This is a genomic window from Rhodococcus sp. UNC363MFTsu5.1 (assembly GCF_000686785.1).
In the GTDB taxonomy this organism is placed as follows: Bacteria; Actinomycetota; Actinomycetes; order Mycobacteriales; family Mycobacteriaceae; genus Rhodococcus_G; species Rhodococcus_G maanshanensis.
This window is the reverse complement of sequence record NZ_JMLO01000005.1, coordinates 39360-63080: the sequence shown is the minus strand read 5'-3', so window position 1 is coordinate 63080 and position 23721 is coordinate 39360. Positions and strand designations below refer to the sequence as shown.

Below are 23721 nucleotides of genomic sequence, written 5' to 3'. Positions count from 1 at the left end.
ATCGTAGGCCGCCGATTCCGTTGGCCCGCGGATTCTCGACCACGAGTCGGGGTAACCAGTTAAAGTGGTGTAATGAGTCGGACCGATGCCGTCACCCTCGTCGCCGCGGATGGCGCAAGATTTTCCGTGGTCGGCGGCGCCACCTGCATCGAGTTCCTCTACACCGGTGGTCTCGGCGAGCGGGCACGGTGGGAGACCCTGCACGGCCCCCGTGACCTCGCGGCCTGGGCGAGTGCCTCCCAGCTGATCCGTGGGAGTGTCCCGCCGGAGGGGGTCGAGGTGGGGCCCGCCGACCTGGCCGAGGCGATCGCACTGCGGGAGGTGCTGTGGCGCAGCATCAATCGGCTCGCCGACGGCCAGCCGGTCGCGGAAGCGGATGTCGACGCGCTCAACGCCGTCGCGGCCCGCCCAGACCTCGCGCCCCGGCTGTCGGCGGGGGTGGTGGCGGTCGCCTCGCCGGTCACGGCGGCACGTGTGCTGGCCTCGGTTGCCCGCGACGCGGTCGCGTTGGCCGGGGGACCGCTCGCCGCGCGGGTGCGGCGCTGCGCGGCCGACGATTGTGCCCTGGTGTTCGTGGACACCTCGCGGCCGGGGGCGCGCCGCTGGTGCGCCATGTCGCGCTGCGGCAACCGAGACAAGGCAAGGACAAGGCGACGGAGGGAAGCCGGACATGACCGAGACGAGTAGTGCGCGCCAGGTGGGGCTGACCAGGGACGCGGGGTGGGAGATCGGGGTGTCGAAGACGCTGCCGTATCCCGTGGAGGCGGTCTGGCGCCTGCTGTCGGGGCACCCCGCCGTGTGGTTGGGCATCGGGGCGGTGCTCCCAGAGGCCACCGGCGGCGCCTGGCGGGCGGACGACGGTACCCGTGGGGAACTGCGCAGCAGGCGCGAGCACGACCGGATCCGGCTGACGTGGCGGCCGCGGAACTGGACCCACGACAGCACGGTCCAGGTGGCGATGCGCGAGACCGCGACCGGGACCGTGGTGCGGTTCCATCAGGAGCGTCTGGCGGATCAGGGCGAGCGCGAGCGGCAGCGCGAGCACTGGCGTGCCGTGCTCGGGCGCCTGGAGGCGGCACTGTCCCAGTAGGTTTCGGGCGCAGTGAATGGTCCGTTCGTTCGACCTGTCCGGGCGAACGTTTCCGTTCACCTCGGTGGGCGCGCATAGCATCGGGGGGTGACCGAGGATCTCGCTGCCGCCACCTGGCCCGACATCGACGCCGACGCGCCCGCCATCGCGGTGCCGGTCGGCTCACTCGAGCAGCACGGGCCGCACCTGCCGCTGGACACCGACACCCGGATCGCGGTCGCGGTGGCGCGGTCGCTGCCCGGCATGGCGCTCGCCCCCGCCATCGCCTACGGGGCCAGCGGTGAGCACGAGGGCTTTGCGGGAACCGTCTCGCTCGGCGCGTCCGCTCTCGAGGCGGTGGTCGTCGAGTACGGGCGTTCGGCGTGTCGCTGGTCCCCGCGTGTGTTGCTGGTGAACGGGCACGGCGGCAACGCACCCACCCTCGCGAAGGCGGTCGCTCTGCTGCGTTACGAGGGCCGGGACGTCGCCTGGTTGCCCTGCGCGGTGCCGGGAGCCGATGCCCACGCGGGGCGCACTGAAACCTCCCTGCTGCTGCACCTTTCGCCAGGTGACGTGCGGATGGACCGGGCACAACCGGGCGTCACCCAGCCCATCGGTGAGCTGATGGACCGGTTGCGGGCCGGCGGGATCGCGTCCGTCAGCGCGAACGGGGTGCTCGGCGATCCGACCGAGGCGAGTGCGGCCGAAGGTGAACTGGTGTTCGAGCAGATGCTGGCGCGCTGTGTTGCGGCCGTGTTGCGTTGGCAACCAGATGGCAAAGGCATGTTGCGGTGAGAGCAGATCCGAATACGATCACCTGATGCGCCAAGCTCGACTACCCGACGGATTCGGGGTGAGAATCGATCCAAAGGTGCGCACCTTCTCGGGTGGACGGGTATTGATCGGGGGTTCCCCGACCCGGATGCTCAAGCTCGCCCCGACCGCGGCGGCGATGATCGGTGACGGATACCTGAAGGTCGTCGACACCCAGTCCGCGCAGGTTGCCCGGCATCTCCTCGATTCAGGGGTGGCGAACCCCCGGCCGATGAGTTCGCCGTCGAATCAGGACGTCACGGTCGTCATCCCGCTCCACAACAACATCGCCGGCCTCAATCGGCTGCTGCCCGCGCTGCGCGGACTCTCGGTGATCGTCGTCGACGACGGTTCCGACGATCCGGTGACAACCCCGCCGTGCTGCGACGGGCGGGCCGAGGTGCGGGTGCTCCGCCATCCGACCGCACTCGGACCTGCCGCCGCCCGCAACACCGGGATGGCTGCCGCGACAACGGAGTACGTGGCCTTCCTGGATTCCGACGTAGTGCCCCGGCTGGGCTGGCTCGAGGCGATGCTGGGTCACTTCAGTGATCCGGCGGTCGCGATGGCCGCACCGCGGATCGTCGCTCTCCAGCCCGATGCGGGCGCGATCGCCCGGTACGAGCACGCTCGATCCTCGCTCGATCTGGGGCGCAAGGAGGGCGCGGTGCGGGCGGGGAGCCCGGTGTCCTACGTGCCGAGTGCGGCGATGTTGGTCCGCAGGCGTGCGCTCGAGGAGTGCGGCGGGTTCGACGCGGAGATGCACGTGGCCGAGGATGTCGACCTCTGCTGGCGGCTGCACGCGGCGGGCTGGCGGCTGCGCTACGAGCCGATCGCCAATGTCGCCCATGATCACCGCGTCTCGTTCCGTAAGTGGTTCGGCCGCAAGCTCTTCTATGGCACGGGCGCGGCCCCGCTCGCGCTCCGGCACGAGGGGCTGGTGCCGCCCGTCGCCATGTCGCCGTTGACGCTGCTGGCCGTGCTGCTGGCCGCGACCTGCACCAGGCTCGGCCTGGCCGGGTCCCTTGTCGCGCAGCTCGTCACCGTCATCCGCCTGCGCCGGACCTTCCGGGAGCTCGACCAGCCGACCCGGATCTCGGTGGTCCTCGCCGCGCAGGGCTTCGCGGGCGGGGTCTGGCAGCTGGCCTCGGCGATGTGCAGGCACTATTGGCCGGTGACGCTGCTGGCCGCGTTGGTCTCGTCCCGTGTCCGTCGCGCCTTGCTTGCGGTGGCCGTGGCCGAGGGCCTCGCCGACTGGTTCACGCACCGGGAGCCGGGCGGACTGGGGCCGGTGCGGCACACCGTGTTCAAGCGGATGGACGACGTCGCCTACGGCACCGGCCTGTGGCGCGGGGCGATTGCCGAGCGCAGCATGGCCGCGCTCAAGCCACGGCTGCGGGGCTGACCGGTGCCGGCCCCCGATCCGGTGGCCGATGTGATCGTGGTGGGCGGCGGGTCCAGCGGCTGTGTGGTCGCCGCGCGCCTGAGCGCGAACCCCGATCGTGCGGTGCTGCTGATCGAGGCCGGGCCCGGTTCGGGCGATCCAGGGCCGTTGGGCCTGCTGCCGGTCGGACCGCACAGCGACGTCGCCGTTGGCTATCCGGTCGAGTTGCGGCCGGGGCGCAGCACGACCATCGCCCGCGGCCGGGTGCTCGGCGGATCCGGGGCGGTCAACGGTGGGTACTTCATCCGCGGCACCGCGTCCGACTTCCGGAGCTGGCCGGCGATGTGGTCGTATTCCGAAGTGCTGCCGTACTTTCGGAAGCTCGAGACCGACCGGACTGGCGACTCCCGGTGGCACGGTGACGACGGTCCGATGCCGGTCACGCGGATCGGTCGCGAGAGCATGCATCCCGTCAGTTCCGCCTTCCTCGACGCCTGCGCGACGGAGGGATTCGGGTACTCGGCGGATCTCAATGCGCCGGACGCGGACGGCGCGGGCCCGGTACCGCTCAACGCGGTCGCGGGGCGCCGGATCAGCACCGCAGCCGCCTACCTCGAACCGATTCTCGGCAGGCCGAATCTGCGGGTGCGGACCGGCGTCGTCGCCCGCCGAGTGGTGTTCGACGGTGTGCGGGCGGTGGGAGTCGAGGCGGAGATCGCGGGTGAGCTGTGCCTGCTCCCGGCCCATCAGGTGGTGTTGTGCGCGGGCGCGATCGGAACCGCCCATCTGTTGATGCACTCGGGAATAGGTTCAGCACAACATCTTTCGGGACTGGGGTTGCCGGTGGTCGCGGACCGGCCCGGCGTCGGTCGCGACTTCGGTGACCATCCCGAGGTGACGCTGGCGTACCGGCCTCGCCTGCGCCTGCCGAGGAACGAGCACACCGCCGTCCTGGAAGCGGTGCTGGAGGTGGACGGCATCGAGATCCGTCCGTACACCGCACCGTTCGCGGAGATCATTCCCGGCGTGGCGGATCCGGACCCGCGGCTCGGGGTGGCGCTGATGCGCCCGGACAGCAGGGGCGAGCTCGCCCTGCGGTCGTCAGACCCGGAGGACCCGCCCGTCGTCCGGTACCGGTACCTGGCGTCCGCAGCCGACCGGACTGCGATGCGGTCCGGCCTCGATCTGGCGCGCGGGTTGCTGGCCTCGGCGGCGTTCGGGCGGGTTGCCGCTGGCGCGGGACCGTCGCCGACCGAGACCTTCGAGGACCTCGGCACCTCCGTGCACCTGTCCGGAACCTGCCGGATGGGATCGGAGGCCGACCGCGACGCCGTCGTGGACGACCGCTGCCGGGTGATCGGCGTGGACGGGGTCCTGGTGGCCGACACCTCGGTGATGCCCGTGGTCACCTCGCGCGGTCCGCATGCGACCGCGGTGATGATCGCCGAACGGGTGTCCGCCCTGATCGAGGGCGACGCGAGTCCCGCACACGACGCCCAGGGGAGTGGCAGAGTGTGACCGGCGTTACAGTTGGTGGGACGTCACGGAGGAACTCGATTGACCAGAGCAACGCACGGCAACCCCTGGATTGCCGTACGGCCGGGCGATGATGTCGCGCAACTCGCGCGATTGATGTCGTCTGCCCACAGGTCGTTCGTCGACGGTGGCCAGGGGCAACCCGTCGATCCCGCGGCCGCGGGGCACGACCCGGTCCGGTCGGTGGTCCTCGATTCGTGGCTGCGCAGCCGGAACAAGGGCGTGAACCCCGATGCCGTCGGCGACGGTGTGGACCTCGACGGCGTCGAACTGGAGCGATACCGCTCCGCGCACCCGATGGCGCTGATCCGTCCCGTGGTCCGCAAGCTGCTGGTCGACGACGCCGCCGACACCGGCCTGCTCGTCGCGATCAGCGATGCCGAGGGGCGCCTGCTCTGGGTGGAGGGTGACTCGCAGGCAAAGGACAGGGCGCTCGCGATGAACTTCGTGGAGGGGGCCGACTGGAGCGAGGACCGCGTCGGCACCAATGCCCCGGGGACCGCGCTCGCGCTCGACCACTGCGTGCAGATCTTCGAGGCCGAGCACTTCAGCCGCACGGTCCACGACTGGAGCTGCTCCGCGGCTCCTGTCCACGACCCGATGAGCGGCCAGATCCTCGGCGCCATCGACATCACCGGCGGGCCGCGGGTCGCGGTGCCCGAGGTGCTCTCGTTGATCCGGGCCACCGTCGCCGCTGCCGAGTCCGAGCTACGCCTGCACCTGCTGAACTCGCCCCGGCTGCTCGGCGACACCTCGCCGCGCCTCCAGGTTCTCGGATCCGAGCGGCCGACCCTGGTGCGGGACGGCGACCGGACGAGCCTCTCGCAGCGGCACGCCGAGATCCTGCTGCTGCTGTCCGAACACCCCGAGGGGCTCAGCTCCGACCACCTCGCGGTGCTGCTCGACGAGTCGGAGCTGGACTCGGTGACGATCCGCGCGGAGATGTCGCGGTTGCGCAAGGTGTTCGGCGCCGCGGGACTCGGATCCCGTCCGTATCGGTTGCTGACGGAACTCGGCTCGGACGTGGACGAGGTCCGCCGCGCGCTCGACCGCGGTGACGCGGCCGCCGCGCTCCGGGTCTATCGCGGTCCGGTGTTGCCGGGCTCGGTCGCGCCAGGGGTCGAGGACATCAGGAACGACCTGCGCGGCCGCATGCGTGCGGCGCTGCTGCGAGCAGGCGACCAGGGCCTGCTCGCCAAGTGGACGAGCACGGTCGAGGGCAGGGAGGACACCGGCGCGTGGGCCGCCTACCTGTCCTCGATGGACCGCCGATCGCCGATGTATGACCAGGTCAAGTCGCGGATCGAGACACTCGACCGGCGGCTGGGGGTCTGAGCCCCGCCGGACGCAACGTTGTTGCAACCCTCGCGATCCTAGTGTTCTGAATCACACCCCCGGGGCGACACTCGCGTCGTCGGCAGGGGAGAGACAGCACACCACGAGGAGCCTTCGATGACCGTGTACGCCCGTCCGGGTTCACCCGATTCCGTCATGTCCTTCCAGTCCCGCTACGACAACTGGATCGGTGGACAGTGGGTGCCGCCCGTCAAGGGCCAGTACTTCGAGAACCCGACCCCGGTCACCGGTCAGCCGTTCTGCGAGATCGCCCGCGGCACCGCCGAGGACATCGAGCTCGCCCTCGACGCCGCGCACGCCGCCGCCCCCGCCTGGGGCAAGACCTCGGTCGCCGAGCGCGCCGTGATCCTCAACAAGATCGCGGACCGGATGGAGCAGAACCTCGAGTCCATCGCCCTCGCCGAGTCCTGGGACAACGGCAAGCCGATCCGCGAGACCCTGAACGCCGACATCCCGCTCGCCATCGACCACTTCCGCTACTTCGCGGGGGCCATCCGGGCCCAGGAGGGATCGCTCTCGGAGATCAACTCCGACACCGTCGCGTACCACTTCCACGAGCCGCTCGGCGTGGTCGGCCAGATCATCCCCTGGAACTTCCCGATCCTGATGGCGGTGTGGAAGCTGGCGCCCGCGCTGGCCGCGGGCAATGCGATCGTGCTCAAGCCCGCCGAGCAGACGCCCGCCTCGATCCTGCACCTGATCGGCATCATCGGTGACCTGCTGCCCGCAGGGGTGCTCAACATCGTCAACGGCTTCGGCACCGAGGCGGGCAAGCCGCTCGCCTCGAGCCCGCGGATCAAGAAGATCGCCTTCACCGGCGAGACCACCACCGGCCGGCTGATCATGCAGTACGCGTCGCAGAACCTGATCCCGGTCACCCTGGAGCTCGGCGGCAAGAGCCCGAACATCTTCTTCTCCGATGTGCTCGCCGCCAACGACGACTATCAGGACAAGGCACTCGAGGGCTTCACCATGTTCGCGCTCAACCAGGGCGAGGTGTGCACCTGCCCGTCCCGCGCGCTCATCCAGGGCGAGATCTTCGACGAGTTCCTCGCGATGGCGGCCGTCCGTACCAAGGCGGTACGCCAGGGTGACCCGCTCGACACCGAGACCATGATCGGCGCGCAGGCCAGCAACGACCAGCTGGAGAAGATCCTGTCCTACATCGAGATCGGCAAGGCCGAGGGCGCCCAGCTGGTGACCGGTGGCGAGCGTGCCGAGCTCGGTGGCGACCTGTCCGGCGGCTTCTACGTGCAGCCGACGGTGTTCACCGGCAACAACAAGATGCGGATCTTCCAGGAGGAGATCTTCGGGCCGGTGGTGTCGGTGACGTCCTTCAAGGATTACGACGAGGCCATCGAGATCGCCAACGACACCCTGTACGGCCTCGGTGCCGGGGTCTGGTCCCGCGACGGCGGGGTGGCCTACCGCGCAGGCCGCGACATCCAGGCGGGCCGGGTGTGGACGAACACGTACCACCAGTACCCCGCGCACGCGGCGTTCGGCGGCTACAAGCAGTCCGGCATCGGCCGCGAGAACCACCACATGATGCTCGATCACTACCAGCAGACCAAGAACTTGCTGGTCAGCTACGCCCCGAAGGCGCAAGGCTTCTTCTGATCCCGAGGCTCGTGGCCTCATGGCCCGAGCCCACGATCGCACGGCGCTCGCCAATGCCCCCCTGCGGCGGGCGCCGTGACCATGACACGGCGCCCGCTCATCCCCCCGAGGCGGGCGCCGTGTCTCCACTTCACGCCGAGACGGAGGTTCCGATGGCGGACCCGATGACGGTGCCCGGCCGGATCGTCGCGACCGCGGCGGCGATGGACCTGCTCCGTCGCCTCGGCAGGATGCACGGACCGCTGATGATGCACCAGTCCGGCGGATGCTGCGACGGCTCGGCCCCGATGTGTTATCCCGCAGGCGAGTTCATCGTCGGAGACCGTGACGTCCTGGTCGGCCTGCTCGACCTGCGGCTCGGGGTCGGCGAGGTGCCGAGCTCGACTCCCGACGGTGATGACGCTGTCCCCGTGTGGATCTCGGGCACGCAGTTCGCGGCCTGGCAGCACACCCAGCTGGTGCTGGACGTGGTCCCCGGGCGCGGTTCGGGTTTCAGCCTCGAGGCGCCGGAGGGCGTGCGCTTTCTGAGCCGGGCCCGCGCGTTCACGCCTGAGGAGACCGTCGCGCTCGCCGAGACCGAACCGGTCACCGGGCAGAGCTGGGAGGAGGGGCGGCGCCCCGACCCGCCCGCCGAACCCCAGGTGGTCGCCGAGGCGGTCGATGCCTGTCCCGTCCCCGGTGGCCCGAGGAACTGAACAGCCGTTACCCCGTGGACATCAATTCATGACATAGATCTTCGAGACTGTGCGCAGCCGCGTCGCCCCTGGTGGCGCCGCCGGTGTCGTGTGATCATTCACTAGGAGAAGGAGGTCGCCATGGCGATCACCACCAAGAAGGCCTCGCACGAGGACTTCCACAACGAGGACAGTGAGTATCTCGCGAAGCGGACGCTCAAGTCGGGCTCCGCCGGCTGGTTGCTGCTGGCCGGGCTCGGCGTGAGCTACGTGATCTCCGGTGACTACGCCGGGTGGAACAACGGGCTGGCCGAGGGCGGCTTCGGCGGTCTGCTCATCGCGGGCGTCGTCATCGCAGGCATGTACCTGGCGATGGTGCTCGGCATGGCCGAGATGTCCTCGGCGTTGCCCGCCGCGGGCGGCGGCTACACCTTTGCCAGGCGGGCGCTCGGACCCTGGGGCGGATTCGCAACCGGCACAGCAATTCTCATCGAGTATGCGATCGCGCCGGCCGCGATCGCGACCTTCATCGGCGGCTACGTCGAGTCATTGGACCTGTTCGGGATCACCGACGGCTGGTGGGTCTATCTCGCCGTCTACGCCATCTTCATCGGCATCCACCTGACCGGCGCCGGCGAGGCGCTGAAGGCGATGTTCGTGATCACCGCGATCGCGCTGGTCGGCCTCGTCGTGTTCGCGGTGTCCGCGTGGGGCCTGTTCGACCCGAGCAACCTGACCGACATCGCGGCGGACCCCGCCGCCGCGGGCAGCTCCAGCTTCCTACCCTTCGGGTGGTTCGGGATCTGGGCCGCCGTGCCGTTCGCCATCTGGTTCTTCCTTGCGGTGGAGGGTGTTCCGCTCGCCGCCGAGGAGGCCCGCGAGCCCGAGAAGAACGTGCCGAAGGGCATCATCATCAGCATGCTGCTCCTGATCATCACCGGGGCATCCGTGCTCTTCCTCGCCACCGGCGCGCTCGGGGCCGAGGCCCTGTCGACCTCCGGTAACCCGCTGGTGCAGGCGCTCGGCGACGGCGGAGCGGCCAAGGCCGTCAACTACATCGGCCTGGCGGGCCTGGTCGCGAGCTTCTTCTCGATCATGTACGCGTACTCCCGTCAGACCTTCGCGCTCTCGCGCGCCGGGTACCTGCCGACCCGGCTCTCGGTGACCAACTCCCGCAAGGCCCCGACTCTCGCGTTGATCGTCCCCGGCGTCATCGGCTTCATCCTCTCGCTCACCGGCGAGGGCGCGATGCTGCTCAACATGGCGGTGCTGGGCGCGGCGGTCAGCTACGTGCTGATGATGATCAGCCACATCGTGCTCCGCAAGCGTGAGCCGGGCATGGCGCGTCCGTACCGCACCCCGGGCGGCATCGTGACGACGTCCTTCGCGCTGGTGATCGCCATCGCGGCGGTGATCGCCACCTTCCTGGTCGACCCGACCGCGGCGATGTGGACCGTGGTCGCGTTCGGCGCCTTCATGGCCTACTTCGGCTTCTACAGCCGGCACCACCTGGTGGCCAACTCGCCCGATGAGGAGTTCGCGATTCTCGCGAAGGCGGAAGAAGAACTGGAATGACGCGCTACAGCCAGACGATCGGCGGCACCACCCACAGCTTCGACGGGCTCGTCGAGCTGATGGCGAAGGCGACCCCGCTGCGCAGCGGCGACGAGCTGGCCGGATGCGCGGCCGCCTCCGATGCCGAGCGCGCGGCGGCGCAGTGGGCACTAGCCGACGTCCCGCTCGAGACGTTCCTGCACGAGTTGCTGGTGCCGTACGAGACCGACGAGGTCACCAGGCTGATCATCGACTCGCACGATCGCGCTGCGTTCCAGCCGATCTCGCACCTGACGGTCGGGGGTCTGCGTGACTGGCTGCTCGAGGTGGCCGCGGGTGACGACGCGGCCACCACGCTGCGGGCGGTCGCGCCGGGGCTGACGCCGGAGATGGTGGCGGCGGTCAGCAAGATCATGCGGAACCAGGACCTCATCGCGGTCGCGCGGGCGGCCGTGGTCACCGCGGGTTTCCGGACCACGGTCGGCCTGCCCGGCAGGCTGAGCACCCGGCTGCAGCCGAACCATCCGACCGACGACCCGCGCGGCATCGCGGCCGCCACGCTGGACGGGCTGCTGCTCGGTTGCGGCGACGCGGTGATCGGGATCAACCCGGCGACCGACTCGCCGCACGCCACCTCGGACCTGCTCCACCTGCTCGACGAGATCCGGCAGCGATTCGAGATCCCCACTCAGTCCTGCGTGCTCTCCCACGTCACCACCACGATGGAACTGATCGAGGCGGGCGTGCCGGTGGACCTGGTGTTCCAGTCCATCGCGGGCACCGAGGGCGCGAACGCGAGCTTCGGTGTCACCGTGCCACTGCTGCGGGAGGCCAATGCCGCGGGGCGCTCGCTCGGGAGGGGCACCGTCGGCAACAACGTGATGTACCTGGAGACCGGCCAGGGCTCCGCGCTGAGCGCGGGTGCCCACCTGGGCACCGGGGGACGTCCCGTGGACCAGCAGACGCTGGAGACGCGCGCCTACGCGGTGGCCCGCGACCTGGAACCGCTCCTGGTCAACACGGTGGTGGGTTTCATCGGTCCGGAGTACCTGTACGACGGCAAGCAGATCATCAGGGCCGGACTGGAGGACCACTTCTGCGGGAAGCTGCTCGGGCTGCCGATGGGCGTCGACGTCTGCTACACCAACCACGCCGAGGCCGACCAGGACGACATGGACACCCTGCTCACCCTCCTCGGCGCGGCGGGGGCGGCGTTCGTCATCGCGGTGCCGGGGGCGGACGACGTGATGCTCGGCTATCAGAGCCTGAGCTTCCATGACGCGCTGTACGTCCGGCAGGTGCTCGGCCTGCGGCCCGCCCCGGAGTTCGAGGCCTGGCTGCACCGGCTCGGCATGACCGACGCGGCGGGCCGGGTCCTCCCGGTGGACGCGGCGGCCTCACCGCTGCGCGCTCTGACGGGGGCGCTGTGAACCTCGAGAAGCGTGCGGGTACGGCACGCGCCGATGCGGAGCCACGGGACTTCTGGGAGGAGCTGCGGCTCAGCACGCAGTCCCGGATCGGGCTCGGCCGGGCCGGGGACTCGCTGCCGACCGACCGGGTGCTCGAGTTCCGCGCCGCGCACGCCGCGGCCCGCGATGCGGTGCACCTGCCGTTGGACGCCGATGTGCTGTCCCAGCAGGTCGAGGCGCTCGGGCTCGGCAGTCCCGTGCGGGTGACGAGCCGGGCAGGCAGCCGCGCCGAGTACCTGCGCAGGCCCGACCTCGGTCGGCTGCCCGCCGATCTGGCGGGAGTACCGCGCAGCGGAGCCGACCTGGGTTTCGTTCTCGGGGACGGTCTCTCGCCCCGAGCCCTGATGGATCACGGTGCCGCGCTGCTGGGGGCGCTGGCCGAGGAACTCTCGGACCGGTACTCGCTCGCGCCGCCGGTGATCGCGACGGAGGCGCGGGTGGCGCTCGGTGACCACATCGCCGAGGCGATGGGGGTCCGGACCCTGATCGTGTTGATCGGGGAGCGGCCGGGACTGTCGGTGGCGGACAGCCTCGGCATCTACCTGACGCATCTACCCCGGCCCGGTCGCACCGATGCCGATCGAAACTGCGTCTCCAACATCCACCCACCGGAGGGACTCGGCTACGCCCAGGCCGCAAAGGTGGTGGCGGGCTTGGTGTCCGGCGCCCGAAAGCTGGGACGCTCCGGAGTCGACCTCAAGGACACCTCGCGGTCCGACGCGTTGTCCTCCGGAGAGGTTCTCACCCTCGACTGACCTGCTCGGCCGCCGCTGAGAGGTCCTCCCTTCGTCGCCACTGTGTTTCCGCGTGATTCATGTGCCGGCGTGCTTCCGCGCGCCCGCACCACTCGAGAAAGAGGTTTCCTGGTGAAGTCGTTCCGTACGCGCGCCGCCTGGGCGTGTGCCCTGTCCGGCGTGATCGCGCTGACCGCATCCTGCTCGTCCGGCGGTGACGGCGCCGCCGCTGCCGCGCCCGACACCAGCAGCTGCGCCGTTCTCGACCCGGGGCTCGAATGGTTCGGCGAGAACCGGCAACTGCTGGACCGCATGATCGCGGAGAAGGGCACCTGTGGTGTCGACGGTGACGTCGCCGACGGTGCCCCGCTCGCGCTGTTCGACTGGGACAACACCGTGGTCAAGAACGATATCGGCAGTGCGACCGCGTACTGGATGATCAAGAACGACAAGATCCTTCAGCCCGAGGGTGCGGATTGGGCGACGACGAGCCGATTCCTGACCCCGGACGCGGTTGCGGCGCTTGGCGCGGCCTGCGGCACCGAGGTGGCGCCCGGCGGCCCGCTGCCCACCCGTTCCGATCTCGACTGCGCCGACGAGATGGTCGCCGTGCTGGACGACGAGACCACGTCGGGGAAGCCGGCCTTCGCCGGTTACGACCATCGGCGGACGAAGCCCGCGTACGCCTGGGCGGTTGCGCTGATGGGTGGGCATTCCGCCGACGAGGTGGCCGACTACGCCAGGGCGGCAAGAACGGAGAACCTCGCCGCCGAGGAGGGCGCCGAGCAGACCGTGGGAACCACCGAGGTCGACGGGTACGTGAGGTACTACCCCCAGATCGCCGACCTCGTGAAGGTACTGCGTACCAACGGTTTCGATGTTCGCATCATCTCCGCATCGGCGGAGCCCGTGGTGCGGGTGTGGGCGGAGGAGCTGGGCCTTGCGCCCGAACGGGCGATGGGCGTACGTCCGGTCGTCGAGAACGGTGTCCTCACGAGGCACCTCGTCGGCTGTGGCGGCGTGGCCGACGGTGAGGACTCGGTGATCCCGTACATCGACGGCAAGCGGTGCCAGGTCAACGAGGTCGTGTTCGGGGTGAGCGGGCCCGCGGCGTTCGATCAGTTGCCCGCCGACCGGCGCCAGGTGTTCGCGGCGGGCGACTCCGTCACCGACGTGACGTTCCTCGGGGACGCGACCGGGGCGCGCCTGGTGATCAACCGCAACAACGCCGAGCTCATGTGCAACGCCTACGACAACAGTGACGAGCGGTGGCTGGTCAATCCGATGTTCCTCGATCCGAAGGACCGCGCGGAGGAGCCCTACCCCTGCTCGACCAAGGCCTTCACCGCCGCGGACGGCGGCAAGGGGGCGGTCCACCGGGCCGACGGATCGGTGATCGAGGATCAGGCCGACACCGTCTACTGACGTGTGAACGCCGCGAGTGGGGTCGGTTCGGTGAACCGACCCCACTCGCGACGGTCAGGCCGCTGCGGCGGCGCTCTGTGCCGAGAGCTTCCTGAGCCCGGCGGGGTAGAGGCGCTTGCCTGCGACAAGGGCGACGATCGCGAGGAGGTACACCAGTGGCGACAGCTGCAGGGCCTCGAGCAGGCCGAGGTGATCGGCGAGGACGCCGATGACGAAGGGGCCCAACGCCAGGCCGAGGACGTTGTTGGCGACGGTGAGGGTGCCGAGCGCGGACGACCGCACCGACGGGTGGGTCAGGCTGGCCACCATGGCCGCCGAGGGGCCCGATGATCCCGCGGCGAAGAAGGCTCCGACTCCCAGCAGGACGAGTTGTGGCGCCCCGGTGTCCAGGCGGAGTCCGAGGCCGAGTGCGAGGAACGAGATCAGGCAGAAAGCGATCGCGCTCGACCACTTTCCGGCCGGGTTGTTCCTGCTCACCCGGTCGGTGATGATGCCGCACACGATCATTCCCGTCCCGATGAGCAACACGAACACCGATGCGATCGCGCCCGCCTTGTCGGGCGCCATGCCGTAGTACCGGTTGAAGAAGCTGGGCGTCCAGGCGAGCAGGACCGCGGCGGTGAACATCTGTAGGCCGCCTCCCAGATAGGCGCACCACACCGCGGGATTGGTGAACAGGCTCGACACCGGGACCCGGATGGTGCCACCGGTGGTCCCGACCGTCACGACGTTCTGGTCGGCGGCGTGCTCTGCCAACCGGCGTTCGGTGACGAGGGCCCGGAACAGGGCGACGAGCAGGAGGCCGAGTACCGCCATTGCGGCGAAAGACCAACGCCAGCTCAGATGCACGGCGATGACGCCGCCGAGGGAGACGCCGACAACGGAGCCGAAGGAACCCCCGGCCATGAAGGCGCCGCTCAGTGTCGAATGAACCCGCGGTGCGAAGACGCCGAGCACAACGGCGATCCCGACGCTTCCGTAGGCGGCCTCGCCGACACCGACGAGGAAGCGGGCGGCCAGCATCTGCTCGTAGTTGGAGGCGATCGCGCACAGGAGCGTCGCGATGCTCCACAGCGTGGCCATCAGCACCAGGCTCTTCACCCGGCCCCATCGGTCGGCCAGTAGCGAGAGCGGGAGCGTCAGCAGGCCGACCATCAGCGCGACGATGCTGGTGAGCGAGGCGAGCTGGGAATCCGACAGTGCCCAGTCGGCCTTCAGGAACGGAAAGACGGCACTGAGCACCTGCCGGGACATGTAGTCGGACAACAGCAACGCGAAGGTGAGGGCGAAGACGAGCCAGGGGTAGTACGACGAGCGCCTGCTGCGGCGGTCGGCGGTCGTTGCGGAACTCGGCGGTTCAACGGCTGCGATCTCGAGTTCGGTGGTGGTGGTGGATGTCAGTCCCATGAGTGCTCCTGGGGGTGCGGCTGGAGGGGAAAGTGTGGGACCGGCGCTCAGTGTGCCGCGCGTCGGGACTCGTACGCGTCGAGTTCCTCCGCGAGGATCGGCACGCCGAGATTGCAGGCGTGGATGCCGAGGACGCTCACCATCTGGAGGACGGTGAGGATCTCGTCTCTCGACACGCCGAGCTCGAGCGCGGCCCGGATGTGCCGGCGAACTCCAGGCGCGTACATGTGGGTGGCGGCGGCATCGATGGCGATGCTCAGCAGTTCGACGAACTCGGGTGTGAACACCCCACGCCGCACGGGGGTGGCGTTCATCGCCATGAACTGCTCGGTCCACTCCGGATCCCATTGGGACAAGTTGTCCCACAGTGGATTCCAGCTTCCCGCCTGCTTCATGCGGTCGAGCGTCGGGGTGGGTATCGGCTCAGCGGTCATGGCGGCTCGTTTCACGGAGAACGAATCGGGTGTGATGTGGGCGATGGCCCGGCCCGATAGTGGCCTGCATCACGTTACGTCGCCTGTGAGCCGAATAATTGCCCGTGCGGGACGGGATTCTTTGCATTTCGGGACATGCTCCCGGGTTTGGGCGCAGGTCGAACCGAAACCGACCTAACCCTCGGTTTGTTTGCGCCACTCTCGGGGGCTCATGCCGAACTGTTGATGGAACCACCGGGAGAAGCTGCTCGGTGTCGAGAAGGCGAGCAGCTCGGAGATCTCGGTGAACGAGTAACGCCGGCCCGCGACCATGCGTGTCGCGAGTTCGGCGCGGGTTGAGTCGACGACCGAGGTGAAGGTCTCGCCCGACTTCGCGAGGTGCCGATGCACCGTTCGGCGGTCGACGCCGAGGCTGCGGGCGACCTGCTCGATCGAGCAGCGTCCGCTCGGCAGCAGGAGTTCGACGAGTTCGCGAACGCGATTGGTGAGCGTTGGTTCCTCGGGTGTGGTGAGCGTGTCGAGGAGTTGTTGCGCATAGGACCGCAGCAGTGGGTCGGAGAGCCTGTTTGGTTCGTCCAGATCGCCTGTGTAGGTGATGATTCCGGAGAACTCGCTGTTGAAGTGCAGTGGCGCGTCGAAGACCTGGCGGTGCGTCGCGTCGTCGGCAGGCCGGTCGTGTTCGAAACTGACGGACACCGGATGCCACCGTTCGCCCAGTAGGTGTCGCAGCAGCTGGTGGGTCACCGCGACCGCCAGTTCGACGGACTGCCGGACCGGGACCGGGTCGCCGGGATCGATGCTGATGCGGATCGTGGCCAGACCGTCGCGCTCGGACAGCCGGATGTGCAGTGACTCGTTGTAGGTGTGCTGGTAGCGGATCAGCATCCGGAGTGCGCTGCGGGCGTCCGGCTCGTCCCGGATGCTCACACTCAGTGGGCCGAGGGTGGACAGGCGCCGCCGCTCGGCCAGCTTCAGCGCGAAGTCCTGGCGCCCCGATGTCGCCGCGGACAGCTCAAGGAGGCGCGCGACCGAGGATGCGGGCACCCAGCGGTCCTGCAGGTCCAGCCCGGCGGGGTCGAGTCCGACACTCCTGAGCAGCTGCACCGGATCGAGCGAAAGGGTGCGGCCCAGTTCTATGTAGCCGGTCAGCGCGGCATATCGAGCGAGGGGCTTGGCCATTCGCATCACCTTCCGTTGCATGCGTCCCGCTCGGCGCCCGCGGCTGGGGTGTCCCGAACGGGAAACAAATATGTCCCCTGAGGATAAGTGTGAACCCCGTCGCATGGCTACTGTTGTGTCAGCTGAGTCACACCGGATGCGCGATTGCTTCCGGTGGCGGACCCCGCAAAGGGCACATCGGACCGCTCCGCGACAGCGCAGCGAGATGGCCGCCAAGGGGTCGAACCACGATCAAGGAGAAGGCAATGGCAAAGGCGATCCGCTTCTACGAAACCGGCGGCCCGGAGGTCCTGCGATGGGAATCCGTTGAGGTCGGCGACCCGGGTCCGGGTGAGGTGCGGGTCCGCCACGGAGCGGTCGGCCTGAACTTCGCCGACACCTACTTCCGCACGGGCATGTACCCCGCGCCCCTGCCTGCGGGTATGGGTGTGGAGGGTGCGGGCGTCGTGGAGGCGGTCGGTGCCGGTGTCACCGACTTCCGGGAGGGTGACCGCGTCACCTACACCGGGAGCCCGCTCGGTGCGTACAGCACCGAGCGCGTGATGCCCGCCGAACACCTCATCGCACTTCCGGACGCGATCGAGTTCGAGACCGCGGCCGCGATGACCATGCGCGGCCTCACCACCTCGTACCTGCTCCGCCGGATCCATCCCCTTGAGGCTGGCGACACGGTGTTGCTGCACGCGGCCGCGGGCGGCGTCGGGCTGATCTTCTGCCAGTGGGCGAAGCTGCTGGGCGTCAACGTGATCGGCACCGTGTCGACCGACGAGAAGGCGGCGGTCGCGCGCGCTCACGGGTGCGGAGAGGTCATCGTCTACACGAGGGAGAACGTCGCCGAGCGGGTGCGCGAGCTCACCGGCGGGGCGGGCGTGCCGGTGGTCTACGACAGCATCGGGGCTTCCACGTTCCAGACGTCGATCGACTCGCTCGCCCGGCGCGGCCTACTGGTGGCCTTCGGCACCGCATCCGGCCCGATCCCGCCGATCGACGCCATGCAGCTGGCGGTCAAGGGGTCGCTGTTCGTGACCAGGCCCGCGCTCGCCGACTACATCGCCGATCCGGCCGAGCGGGCGGAGCTCGCCGGCGAACTGTTCGGTCATGTTGCGGCAGGCCGCATCTCCATCGAGATCAACCAGCGCTACGGGCTCGAGGACGCCGAGAAGGCCCATCGCGACCTGGAGTCCGGCATCAGCATCGGCTCCTCGGTCTTCTCGGTCTGAATCCAAACCACTCGTTCGCAAGGGAGAGCGTCATGACCACAACCATCGACCGCGTGGCCGATCGAACCGCGGGCGCCACCGTGCCTGCGATGGATGCACGACCGCTGACCTGCAGCATCGGCGCGGAGGTCCTCGGCGTCGATCTCGCCGATGTCGCGCGCGACGACCAGCGTTTCGCGGAACTGAAGTCGCTGCTGCTCCAGTACAAGGTCCTCTTCTTCCGGGACCAGGGCATGAGCCGGGCCGAGCACGTCACCCTCGCAGAGCGATTCGGTTCGCTCGAGGACCACCCCGTGCTCGGCAGCGACCCGGAGCACCCCGGACTGGTTCGGATCTACAAGGACCTGGACAGCCCGCCGGAGGCGTTCGAGAATGCCTTCCACTGCGATGCGACGTGGCGGGAGAACCCGCCTATGGGGTCGGTGCTGCGATGCGTCGAGGGACCGGAGGTGGGCGGCGACACCATGTGGGTGAACATGGCGCTGGCCTACGAGAAGTTGCCCGAGCGGGTCAAGGAGCAGATCGAGGGCCTGCGGGCGCGGCACAGCATCGAGGCGTCGTTCGGAGCGCGGATGCCGATCGAGCAGCGGCTCGAGCTCAAGGAGCGATTCCCGGACGCCGAGCATCCGGTGGTGCGCACCCACCCGGAGACGGGGGAGAAGATCCTGTTCGTCAACTCGTTCACCACCCACCTGACGAATTTCCACACCGCCGAGCACGTGCGCTGCGGCATCGACTACGCGCCCGGCGCCGGGGAACTGCTGCGCTACCTGCAGAGCCAGGCCACCATCCCCGAGTACCAGGTGCGGTGGCGGTGGACGCGCAACAGCGTGGCGATCTGGGACAACCGGTCGACGCAGCACTACGCGGTCCAGGACTACTGGCCCGCGGTCCGAAAGATGGAACGCGCAGGCATCGTCGGCGACCGTCCCTTCTGATTCAGACGAATTCTCTTTCACCCCAGACTTTTCCAGCCCAATCGACAGGAGATCGACATGCACTTTCACGACGACGCGCTGTTCCCGGAGAACCAGGACAAGCTGGTCATCACCGTTGCGCCGTACGGCCCGGAGTGGGCGGTCGAGGATTTCCCCGAGGACCTGCCGCTGACGATGGACGAGCACGTCCAGCAGGCCGTCGACTGCTTCGAGGCCGGCGCCACCGTGCTGCACATCCACGTCCGCGAGGAGGACGGCAAGGGCTCCAAGCGCCTGTCGAAGTTCAACGAGCTCCTCGGCCGCCTCCGCGAGGCCGTGCCGGAGATGATCCTGCAGGTCGGCGGCTCGATCTCCTTCGCCCCCGAGGGCGACGGTGCGGACGCGAAGTGGCTCTCCGACGACGTGCGCCACATGCTCGCCGAGCTGGATCCGAAGCCGGACCAGGTCACCATCGCGATCAACACCAGCCAGATGAACATCATGGAGCTGATGACCCCTGGCGACATCAAGGGCACCTCCCTGGAGAACGCCGAGCTGTCCGCGACCTACCGCGAGATGACCGTTCCCGCGGGCCCGGAGTGGGTCGAGGAGCACCTGCGTCGCCTGCAGGCCGCCGGCATCCAGCCGCACTTCCAGCTTTCGTCCATCCCGCAGCTCGAGACCGTGGAGCGGCTGATCCGTCGGGGCGTCTACACCGGCCCGTTGAACCTGACCTGGGTCGCCATCGGCGGCGGCTTCGACGGCCCCAACCCGTACAACATGATGCAGTTCATCAATCGGGTCCCGGACGGTGCCTGCCTGACGCTGGAGACGCTGATGCGCAGCGTGCTGCCGGTGAACACGATGGCCATCGCGATGGGCCTGCACCCGCGCTGCGGCAACGAGGACAACCTGTGGGCGCCGAGCGGCGAGGTCAAGATCACCTCCGCTGAGCAGGTCCGCCAGCTGGTGCGCGTGGCCAACGAGCTCGGCCGCGAGGTCGCTACCGCCAAGGAGGCCCGCGACATCTACCGGATCGGCGAGACCTACGCCGACGCCGACGAGACCCTCGCCCGGCTCGGCTACGCGCCGAACCGCAAGCCCGGCCAGGTCGGCTTCACCCAGCACGCCTGAACAGGCCACCAACCGATCGTCGAGCCGACGCAGCAGCGGCGGCTCGACGATCGCCCGACGGGTCGGGGCGCGGCACCTGCTTGTGCCGCGCCCCGACCCGACAGGGATCCGATCCGGGTCCCGATCTCATTGTGAAACAGCAGCTTCGGGAGTCCACTTGAACAGCATCGCCGATCCGACCGTGGTGATCGTGCCCGGTCTGCGCGACCACGTCGCCGACCACTGGCAGACCCTCCTCGCAGACAAGCTCGACCGGGTGCGCACGGTGCCGCCGCTCGAACACGACAAGCTCAGCCTGGCGGCGCGCGTCGCGGCGCTCGACGCCGTGCTCGGCGAGATCGACGGACCGGTGGTGCTGGTCGCCCACAGCGCGGGCTGCATGATCACCGTGCACTGGGCGCAGCGGCCGACCCGGCCGATCCAGGGCGCCCTGCTGGCCACCCCCGCCGACCTGGAGCAGCCACTGCCAGAGGGCTACCCGGTGATCGAGGACCTCGAGCGCAATGGCTGGAACCCCATCCCGCGGGGCCGGCTTCCGTTCCCCAGCATCGTCGCGGCCAGTAGCAATGACCCGCTCGGGGGCCACCGGCGGATCGCAGGCATGGCAGAGACCTGGGGCAGTCGACTGGTCGACCTCGGCGACGTCGGACATCTCAATCCCGCTGCCGGCTACGGGTATTGGCCGCAAGCGGAGGAACTCTTGCTTGAACTGACGCGGGCGAAGCAGGTCGCCTCGTGACCCGGGTGTTCGTCTCGGCCGAGGAGGCGGTTGCCGACATCGGCAGTGGTGCCTCGTTGGCGGTGGGTGGATTCGGTCTGTGCGGGATCCCCGATGCGTTGATCGCGGCGATCGCGCGCGGGTCGGCAACCGATCTGGAGGTCGCCTCGAACAACTGCGGAACCGACGGTCACGGGCTCGGTCTGCTCTTGGAGCAGAGGAGAATTCGCCGGGTCATCGCGTCGTACGTCGGGGAGAACAAGGAGTTCGCGCGGCAGTACCTGGCCGGTGAGCTGGAGGTCGAGTTGTCGCCGCAGGGCACGCTGGCCGAGCGGCTCCGCGCCGGTGGTGCCGGTATCCCGGCGTTCTTCACACCCGCTGGGGTCGGCACCCCGGTGTCGGAGGGTGGGCTGCCGTGGCGTTACGACGGCGACGGATCGGTTGCCCTGGCATCCCCGCCCAAGGAGGTCCGCGAGTACGCGGGCAAACGGTACGTGCTCGAGGAATCGATCACCACCGACTTCGCGTTGGTGCACGCGGCGGTGGGGGACACCGAGGGGAACCTGGTGTTCAACATGGCGGCACGCAACTTCAACCCGCTCGCCGCAATGGCCGGCCGGGTGTGTATCGCGCAGGTGGAAACCCTGGTGCGTCCCGGTGTGCTGGACCCGGCGCAGGTGCATCTGCCGGGGATCTTCGTCGACCGCATCGTCGCAACGGGCGTGCAGGACAAGCAGATCGAGAAGCGTACGGTGACGGCGCGGAAGGACCTACCCCTATGACCTCGACAGTGACAGTGGTCGGCTGGACCCGCGAGCAGATGGCGGCTAGGGCTGCCGCCGAACTCTCGGCAGGCGAGTACGTCAACCTCGGTATCGGGCTGCCGACGCTGATCCCGAACCACCTCCCCGCGGGGCTCGAGGTGGTCCTGCACAGCGAGAACGGGATACTCGGTACCGGGGCGTATCCGGACGAGGACGGTGTGGACGCGGATCTGATCAACGCGGGCAAAGAAACAGTGACCGTGACGCCAGGTGCCTCGTTCTTCGATTCCGCGCTCTCGTTCGGAATGATCCGGGGTGGGCACATCGACACCGCGGTCCTCGGCGGGATGCAGGTGTCCGAGACCGGCGACCTGGCGAACTGGATGGTGCCCGGCGCCATGGTCAAGGGCATGGGTGGGGCGATGGACCTCGTCCACGGCGCCCGCCGGGTCCTCGTGCTGATGGAACACACAGACCGGTCCGGGGCATCGAAGATCGTGCGCGAGTGCACCCTGCCACTCACGGGTCAGGGTGTGGTGCACCGGATCATCACCAACCTCGCCGTCCTCGACGTCACCGAGGGGGGTCTGGTGTTGCGCGAGTGCGCACCCGGCGTGAGCGAGGAGTCCGTGCGCGCGGCCACCGACGCGCCGCTCGCATAGGCGCAGGCGCCGACCACCGTCACCACGACAATCGAAAGTGAGTTCAGCGTGCTGAACCTGTCCATGCTCCTGGAAGACTCCACCCGCCGGTACCCCGACCGGGCGGCCCTTGTCCTCGACGGGGAGCGGCTGACCTATGGGCAGCTCGACGCCCGTGCGAACCAGGTGGCGAACCTGTTGACGTCGCGGGGCATCGAGCCGGGGGATCGGGTGGCGCTCTCCTGCCCGAACCTGCCGCAGTTCCCGATCGTCTACTACGGGATCCTCAAGGCCGGTGCGGTGGTCGTGCCACTGAACGTGATGCTCAAGGGCCGCGAAATCGCCTACCACCTGGCGGATTCGGGCGCCAAGGCGTACTTCTGCTTCGAGGGCGGCACGGAGCTCCCGATGGGCGAGTTCGGCCGCGCGGGCTTCGATGCGACGGACGGGTGCCGGGAGATGTTCCTGATCACCGCGGGCCCGGGCGCGGTGGCGCCGGTCGACGGCGTCACCACCCTGACCGCCGCGCTGGAGGGCATGTCGACGGAGGCGGAGTCGGTGGTCCGCGAGGCGGGTGACGCCGCGGTGATCCTGTACACCAGCGGGACCACCGGTAAGCCCAAGGGCGCCGAACTCACCCACTCGAACATGGTGATGAACGCGGCGACGGCGAACCGCCTGTTCGACAGCAACCCGATCCGGCACGACAACTACCTGGTCACCCTGCCGCTGTTCCACTCCTTCGGGCAGACCGTCGTCATGAACGCGGGTCTCTCGGTCGGCGCCACCCTGGTCCTGCTGCCCCGATTCGAGGCCAAGGCCGCGCTGCGGCTGATGCTCGACGAGGCCATCACCGTGTTCGCAGGAGTTCCGACCATGTACTGGGCCCTGCTCGGTGCCCTGGACGAGACCGTCGACGTCGACCGGATCGCAGGCACCATGCGGCGGGCCATCTCCGGCGGCGCGGCGCTGCCGGTGGAGATCCTGACCCGCTTCGCCGAACGGTTCGGGGTGCAGATCCTCGAGGGGTACGGGCTCTCCGAGTCCTCCCCGCTAGCCCTCTTCAGTGACCCCGAGCGGGACCCGCGCCCCGGGTCGATCGGCGTGCCGGTCTGGGGCGTCGAGGCGCGGTTGGTCGACGAGAACTGGAACACCGTGTCGGGCGCGGACGAGGTGGGGGAGATCGCGCTGCGGGGGCACAACATCATGGCGGGCTACCTCGATCGTCCGGAGGCCACCGCCGAGGTGATGCACGACGGATGGTTCCGGACCGGCGACCTCGCCCGCCGGGACGCGGACGGTTTCTACTACATCGTCGACCGGGCAAAGGACCTCATCGTGCGTGGCGGGTTCAACGTCTACCCGCGCGAGATCGAGGAGGTGCTGCTCACCCATGAGGCCGTCTCCCTCGTCGCCGTCATCGGCGTGCCGCACGAGAGCCACGGCGAGGAGATCAAGGCATTCGTCATCCTCGAGCCGAACGCGCAGATCACCGAGGACGAACTGATCACCTGGTGCAAGGAACAGATGGCGAACTACAAGTACCCCCGCTCGATCGAGTTCGCCACCGTCCTGCCCATGACCGCCACCGGCAAGATCCTCAAGCGCGAACTCGCGGGGATGGCCGAACCCGCGCGCTGATCCCGGCACGTCTCCCGGCACCGCCGACAGGG

At 69.1% G+C, this 23721-nt stretch carries 22 protein-coding genes; 19 read left to right on the top strand and 3 right to left on the bottom strand.

Going from position 1 to position 23721, the window contains the following annotated elements; genetic code table 11:
• Window positions 1-72 precede the first annotated feature (72 nt).
• The 12 genes from BR31_RS0108530 (at window position 73) to BR31_RS0108475 (ending at window position 13634) form a co-directional block, all read left to right on the top strand.
• A complete protein-coding gene (locus BR31_RS0108530) occupies window positions 73-687 on the top strand; it encodes a CGNR zinc finger domain-containing protein (protein WP_027500779.1) in 615 nt (204 codons plus the stop codon).
• A complete protein-coding gene (locus BR31_RS0108525; RefSeq protein ID WP_081830380.1) occupies window positions 671-1090 on the top strand; it encodes an SRPBCC family protein in 420 nt (139 codons plus the stop codon). The genes BR31_RS0108530 and BR31_RS0108525 overlap by 17 nt, the downstream gene beginning before the upstream one ends.
• Before the next feature lie 87 nt (window positions 1091-1177).
• Window positions 1178-1864, top strand: a complete 687-nt coding sequence (mftE, locus tag BR31_RS0108520) for a mycofactocin biosynthesis peptidyl-dipeptidase MftE (protein ID WP_027500590.1) — start codon at window positions 1178-1180, stop codon at window positions 1862-1864.
• Window positions 1865-1889: 25 nt separating this feature from the next.
• Window positions 1890-3287 carry a mycofactocin biosynthesis glycosyltransferase MftF gene (mftF, locus tag BR31_RS0108515; protein ID WP_027500589.1) on the top strand — a complete coding sequence of 466 codons (1398 nt, stop codon included), beginning with the start codon at window positions 1890-1892 and terminating at the stop codon, window positions 3285-3287.
• A 3-nt stretch (window positions 3288-3290) separates the two neighbouring features.
• The gene (gene mftG, locus BR31_RS27940; protein WP_051637093.1) at window positions 3291-4784 is read left to right on the top strand and encodes a mycofactocin dehydrogenase MftG; all 1494 of its coding nucleotides are present in this window, start codon (window positions 3291-3293) and stop codon (window positions 4782-4784) included.
• Window positions 4785-4898: 114 nt separating this feature from the next.
• On the top strand, window positions 4899-6137 hold the full coding sequence (locus BR31_RS0108505; RefSeq protein WP_231496424.1) for a sigma-54-dependent transcriptional regulator family protein: 1239 nt from the start codon (window positions 4899-4901) through the stop codon (window positions 6135-6137).
• A 117-nt stretch (window positions 6138-6254) separates the two neighbouring features.
• A complete protein-coding gene (gene adh / locus BR31_RS0108500) occupies window positions 6255-7778 on the top strand; it encodes an aldehyde dehydrogenase (RefSeq protein WP_027500587.1) in 1524 nt (507 codons plus the stop codon).
• Between the two features lie 164 nt (window positions 7779-7942).
• A complete protein-coding gene (locus BR31_RS0108495) occupies window positions 7943-8473 on the top strand; it encodes a DUF779 domain-containing protein (protein ID WP_027500586.1) in 531 nt (176 codons plus the stop codon).
• 120 nt (window positions 8474-8593) lie between these two features.
• Window positions 8594-10027, top strand: a complete 1434-nt coding sequence (gene eat, locus BR31_RS0108490) for an ethanolamine permease (RefSeq protein ID WP_027500585.1) — start codon at window positions 8594-8596, stop codon at window positions 10025-10027.
• A complete protein-coding gene (locus BR31_RS0108485; protein ID WP_027500584.1) occupies window positions 10024-11436 on the top strand; it encodes an ethanolamine ammonia-lyase subunit EutB in 1413 nt (470 codons plus the stop codon). Before eat ends, BR31_RS0108485 begins: the two co-directional genes overlap by 4 nt.
• Window positions 11433-12230 (top strand): ethanolamine ammonia-lyase subunit EutC, encoded by a 798-nt coding sequence (gene eutC / locus BR31_RS0108480; protein WP_051637092.1) that lies wholly within the window; start codon window positions 11433-11435, stop codon window positions 12228-12230. Before BR31_RS0108485 ends, eutC begins: the two co-directional genes overlap by 4 nt.
• A gap of 108 nt (window positions 12231-12338) precedes the next feature.
• A complete protein-coding gene (locus BR31_RS0108475) occupies window positions 12339-13634 on the top strand; it encodes a haloacid dehalogenase-like hydrolase (RefSeq protein ID WP_197023579.1) in 1296 nt (431 codons plus the stop codon).
• A 54-nt stretch (window positions 13635-13688) separates the two neighbouring features.
• Here BR31_RS0108475 and BR31_RS0108470 read toward each other — a convergent pair whose 3' ends face one another.
• From BR31_RS0108470 to BR31_RS0108460, 3 genes are all read right to left on the bottom strand, one after another.
• Entirely contained in the window at window positions 13689-15041 is a 1353-nt protein-coding gene (locus BR31_RS0108470) for an MFS transporter (protein ID WP_027500581.1), read from the bottom strand.
• Window positions 15042-15088: 47 nt separating this feature from the next.
• Entirely contained in the window at window positions 15089-15475 is a 387-nt protein-coding gene (locus BR31_RS0108465) for a carboxymuconolactone decarboxylase family protein (protein ID WP_027500580.1), read from the bottom strand.
• A gap of 174 nt (window positions 15476-15649) precedes the next feature.
• Window positions 15650-16654 carry an AraC family transcriptional regulator gene (locus BR31_RS0108460; RefSeq protein WP_027500579.1) on the bottom strand — a complete coding sequence of 335 codons (1005 nt, stop codon included), beginning with the start codon at window positions 16652-16654 and terminating at the stop codon, window positions 15650-15652.
• Window positions 16655-16899: 245 nt separating this feature from the next.
• Between BR31_RS0108460 and BR31_RS0108455 the strand changes: the two genes are divergently transcribed.
• The 7 genes from BR31_RS0108455 to BR31_RS0108425 all read left to right on the top strand — a co-directional run bounded on the left by BR31_RS0108455 (window position 16900) and on the right by BR31_RS0108425 (window position 23689).
• Entirely contained in the window at window positions 16900-17874 is a 975-nt protein-coding gene (locus BR31_RS0108455) for a quinone oxidoreductase family protein (RefSeq protein WP_027500578.1), read from the top strand.
• Between the two features lie 89 nt (window positions 17875-17963).
• On the top strand, window positions 17964-18812 hold the full coding sequence (locus BR31_RS0108450) for a TauD/TfdA dioxygenase family protein (protein WP_197023578.1): 849 nt from the start codon (window positions 17964-17966) through the stop codon (window positions 18810-18812).
• A gap of 57 nt (window positions 18813-18869) precedes the next feature.
• Window positions 18870-19925 (top strand): beta-keto acid cleavage family enzyme, encoded by a 1056-nt coding sequence (locus tag BR31_RS0108445; RefSeq protein ID WP_027500576.1) that lies wholly within the window; start codon window positions 18870-18872, stop codon window positions 19923-19925.
• A gap of 157 nt (window positions 19926-20082) precedes the next feature.
• A complete protein-coding gene (locus BR31_RS0108440) occupies window positions 20083-20664 on the top strand; it encodes an RBBP9/YdeN family alpha/beta hydrolase (RefSeq protein ID WP_027500575.1) in 582 nt (193 codons plus the stop codon).
• Window positions 20661-21425: a CoA transferase subunit A gene (locus BR31_RS0108435; RefSeq protein WP_027500574.1), complete on the top strand. Its 765-nt coding sequence runs from the start codon at window positions 20661-20663 to the stop codon at window positions 21423-21425. Before BR31_RS0108440 ends, BR31_RS0108435 begins: the two co-directional genes overlap by 4 nt.
• Window positions 21422-22069 (top strand): 3-oxoacid CoA-transferase subunit B, encoded by a 648-nt coding sequence (locus BR31_RS0108430; RefSeq protein WP_027500573.1) that lies wholly within the window; start codon window positions 21422-21424, stop codon window positions 22067-22069. The genes BR31_RS0108435 and BR31_RS0108430 overlap by 4 nt, the downstream gene beginning before the upstream one ends.
• A 48-nt stretch (window positions 22070-22117) precedes the next feature.
• The gene (locus BR31_RS0108425) at window positions 22118-23689 is read left to right on the top strand and encodes a long-chain-fatty-acid--CoA ligase (protein ID WP_027500572.1); all 1572 of its coding nucleotides are present in this window, start codon (window positions 22118-22120) and stop codon (window positions 23687-23689) included.
• Window positions 23690-23721: the final 32 nt, after the last annotated feature.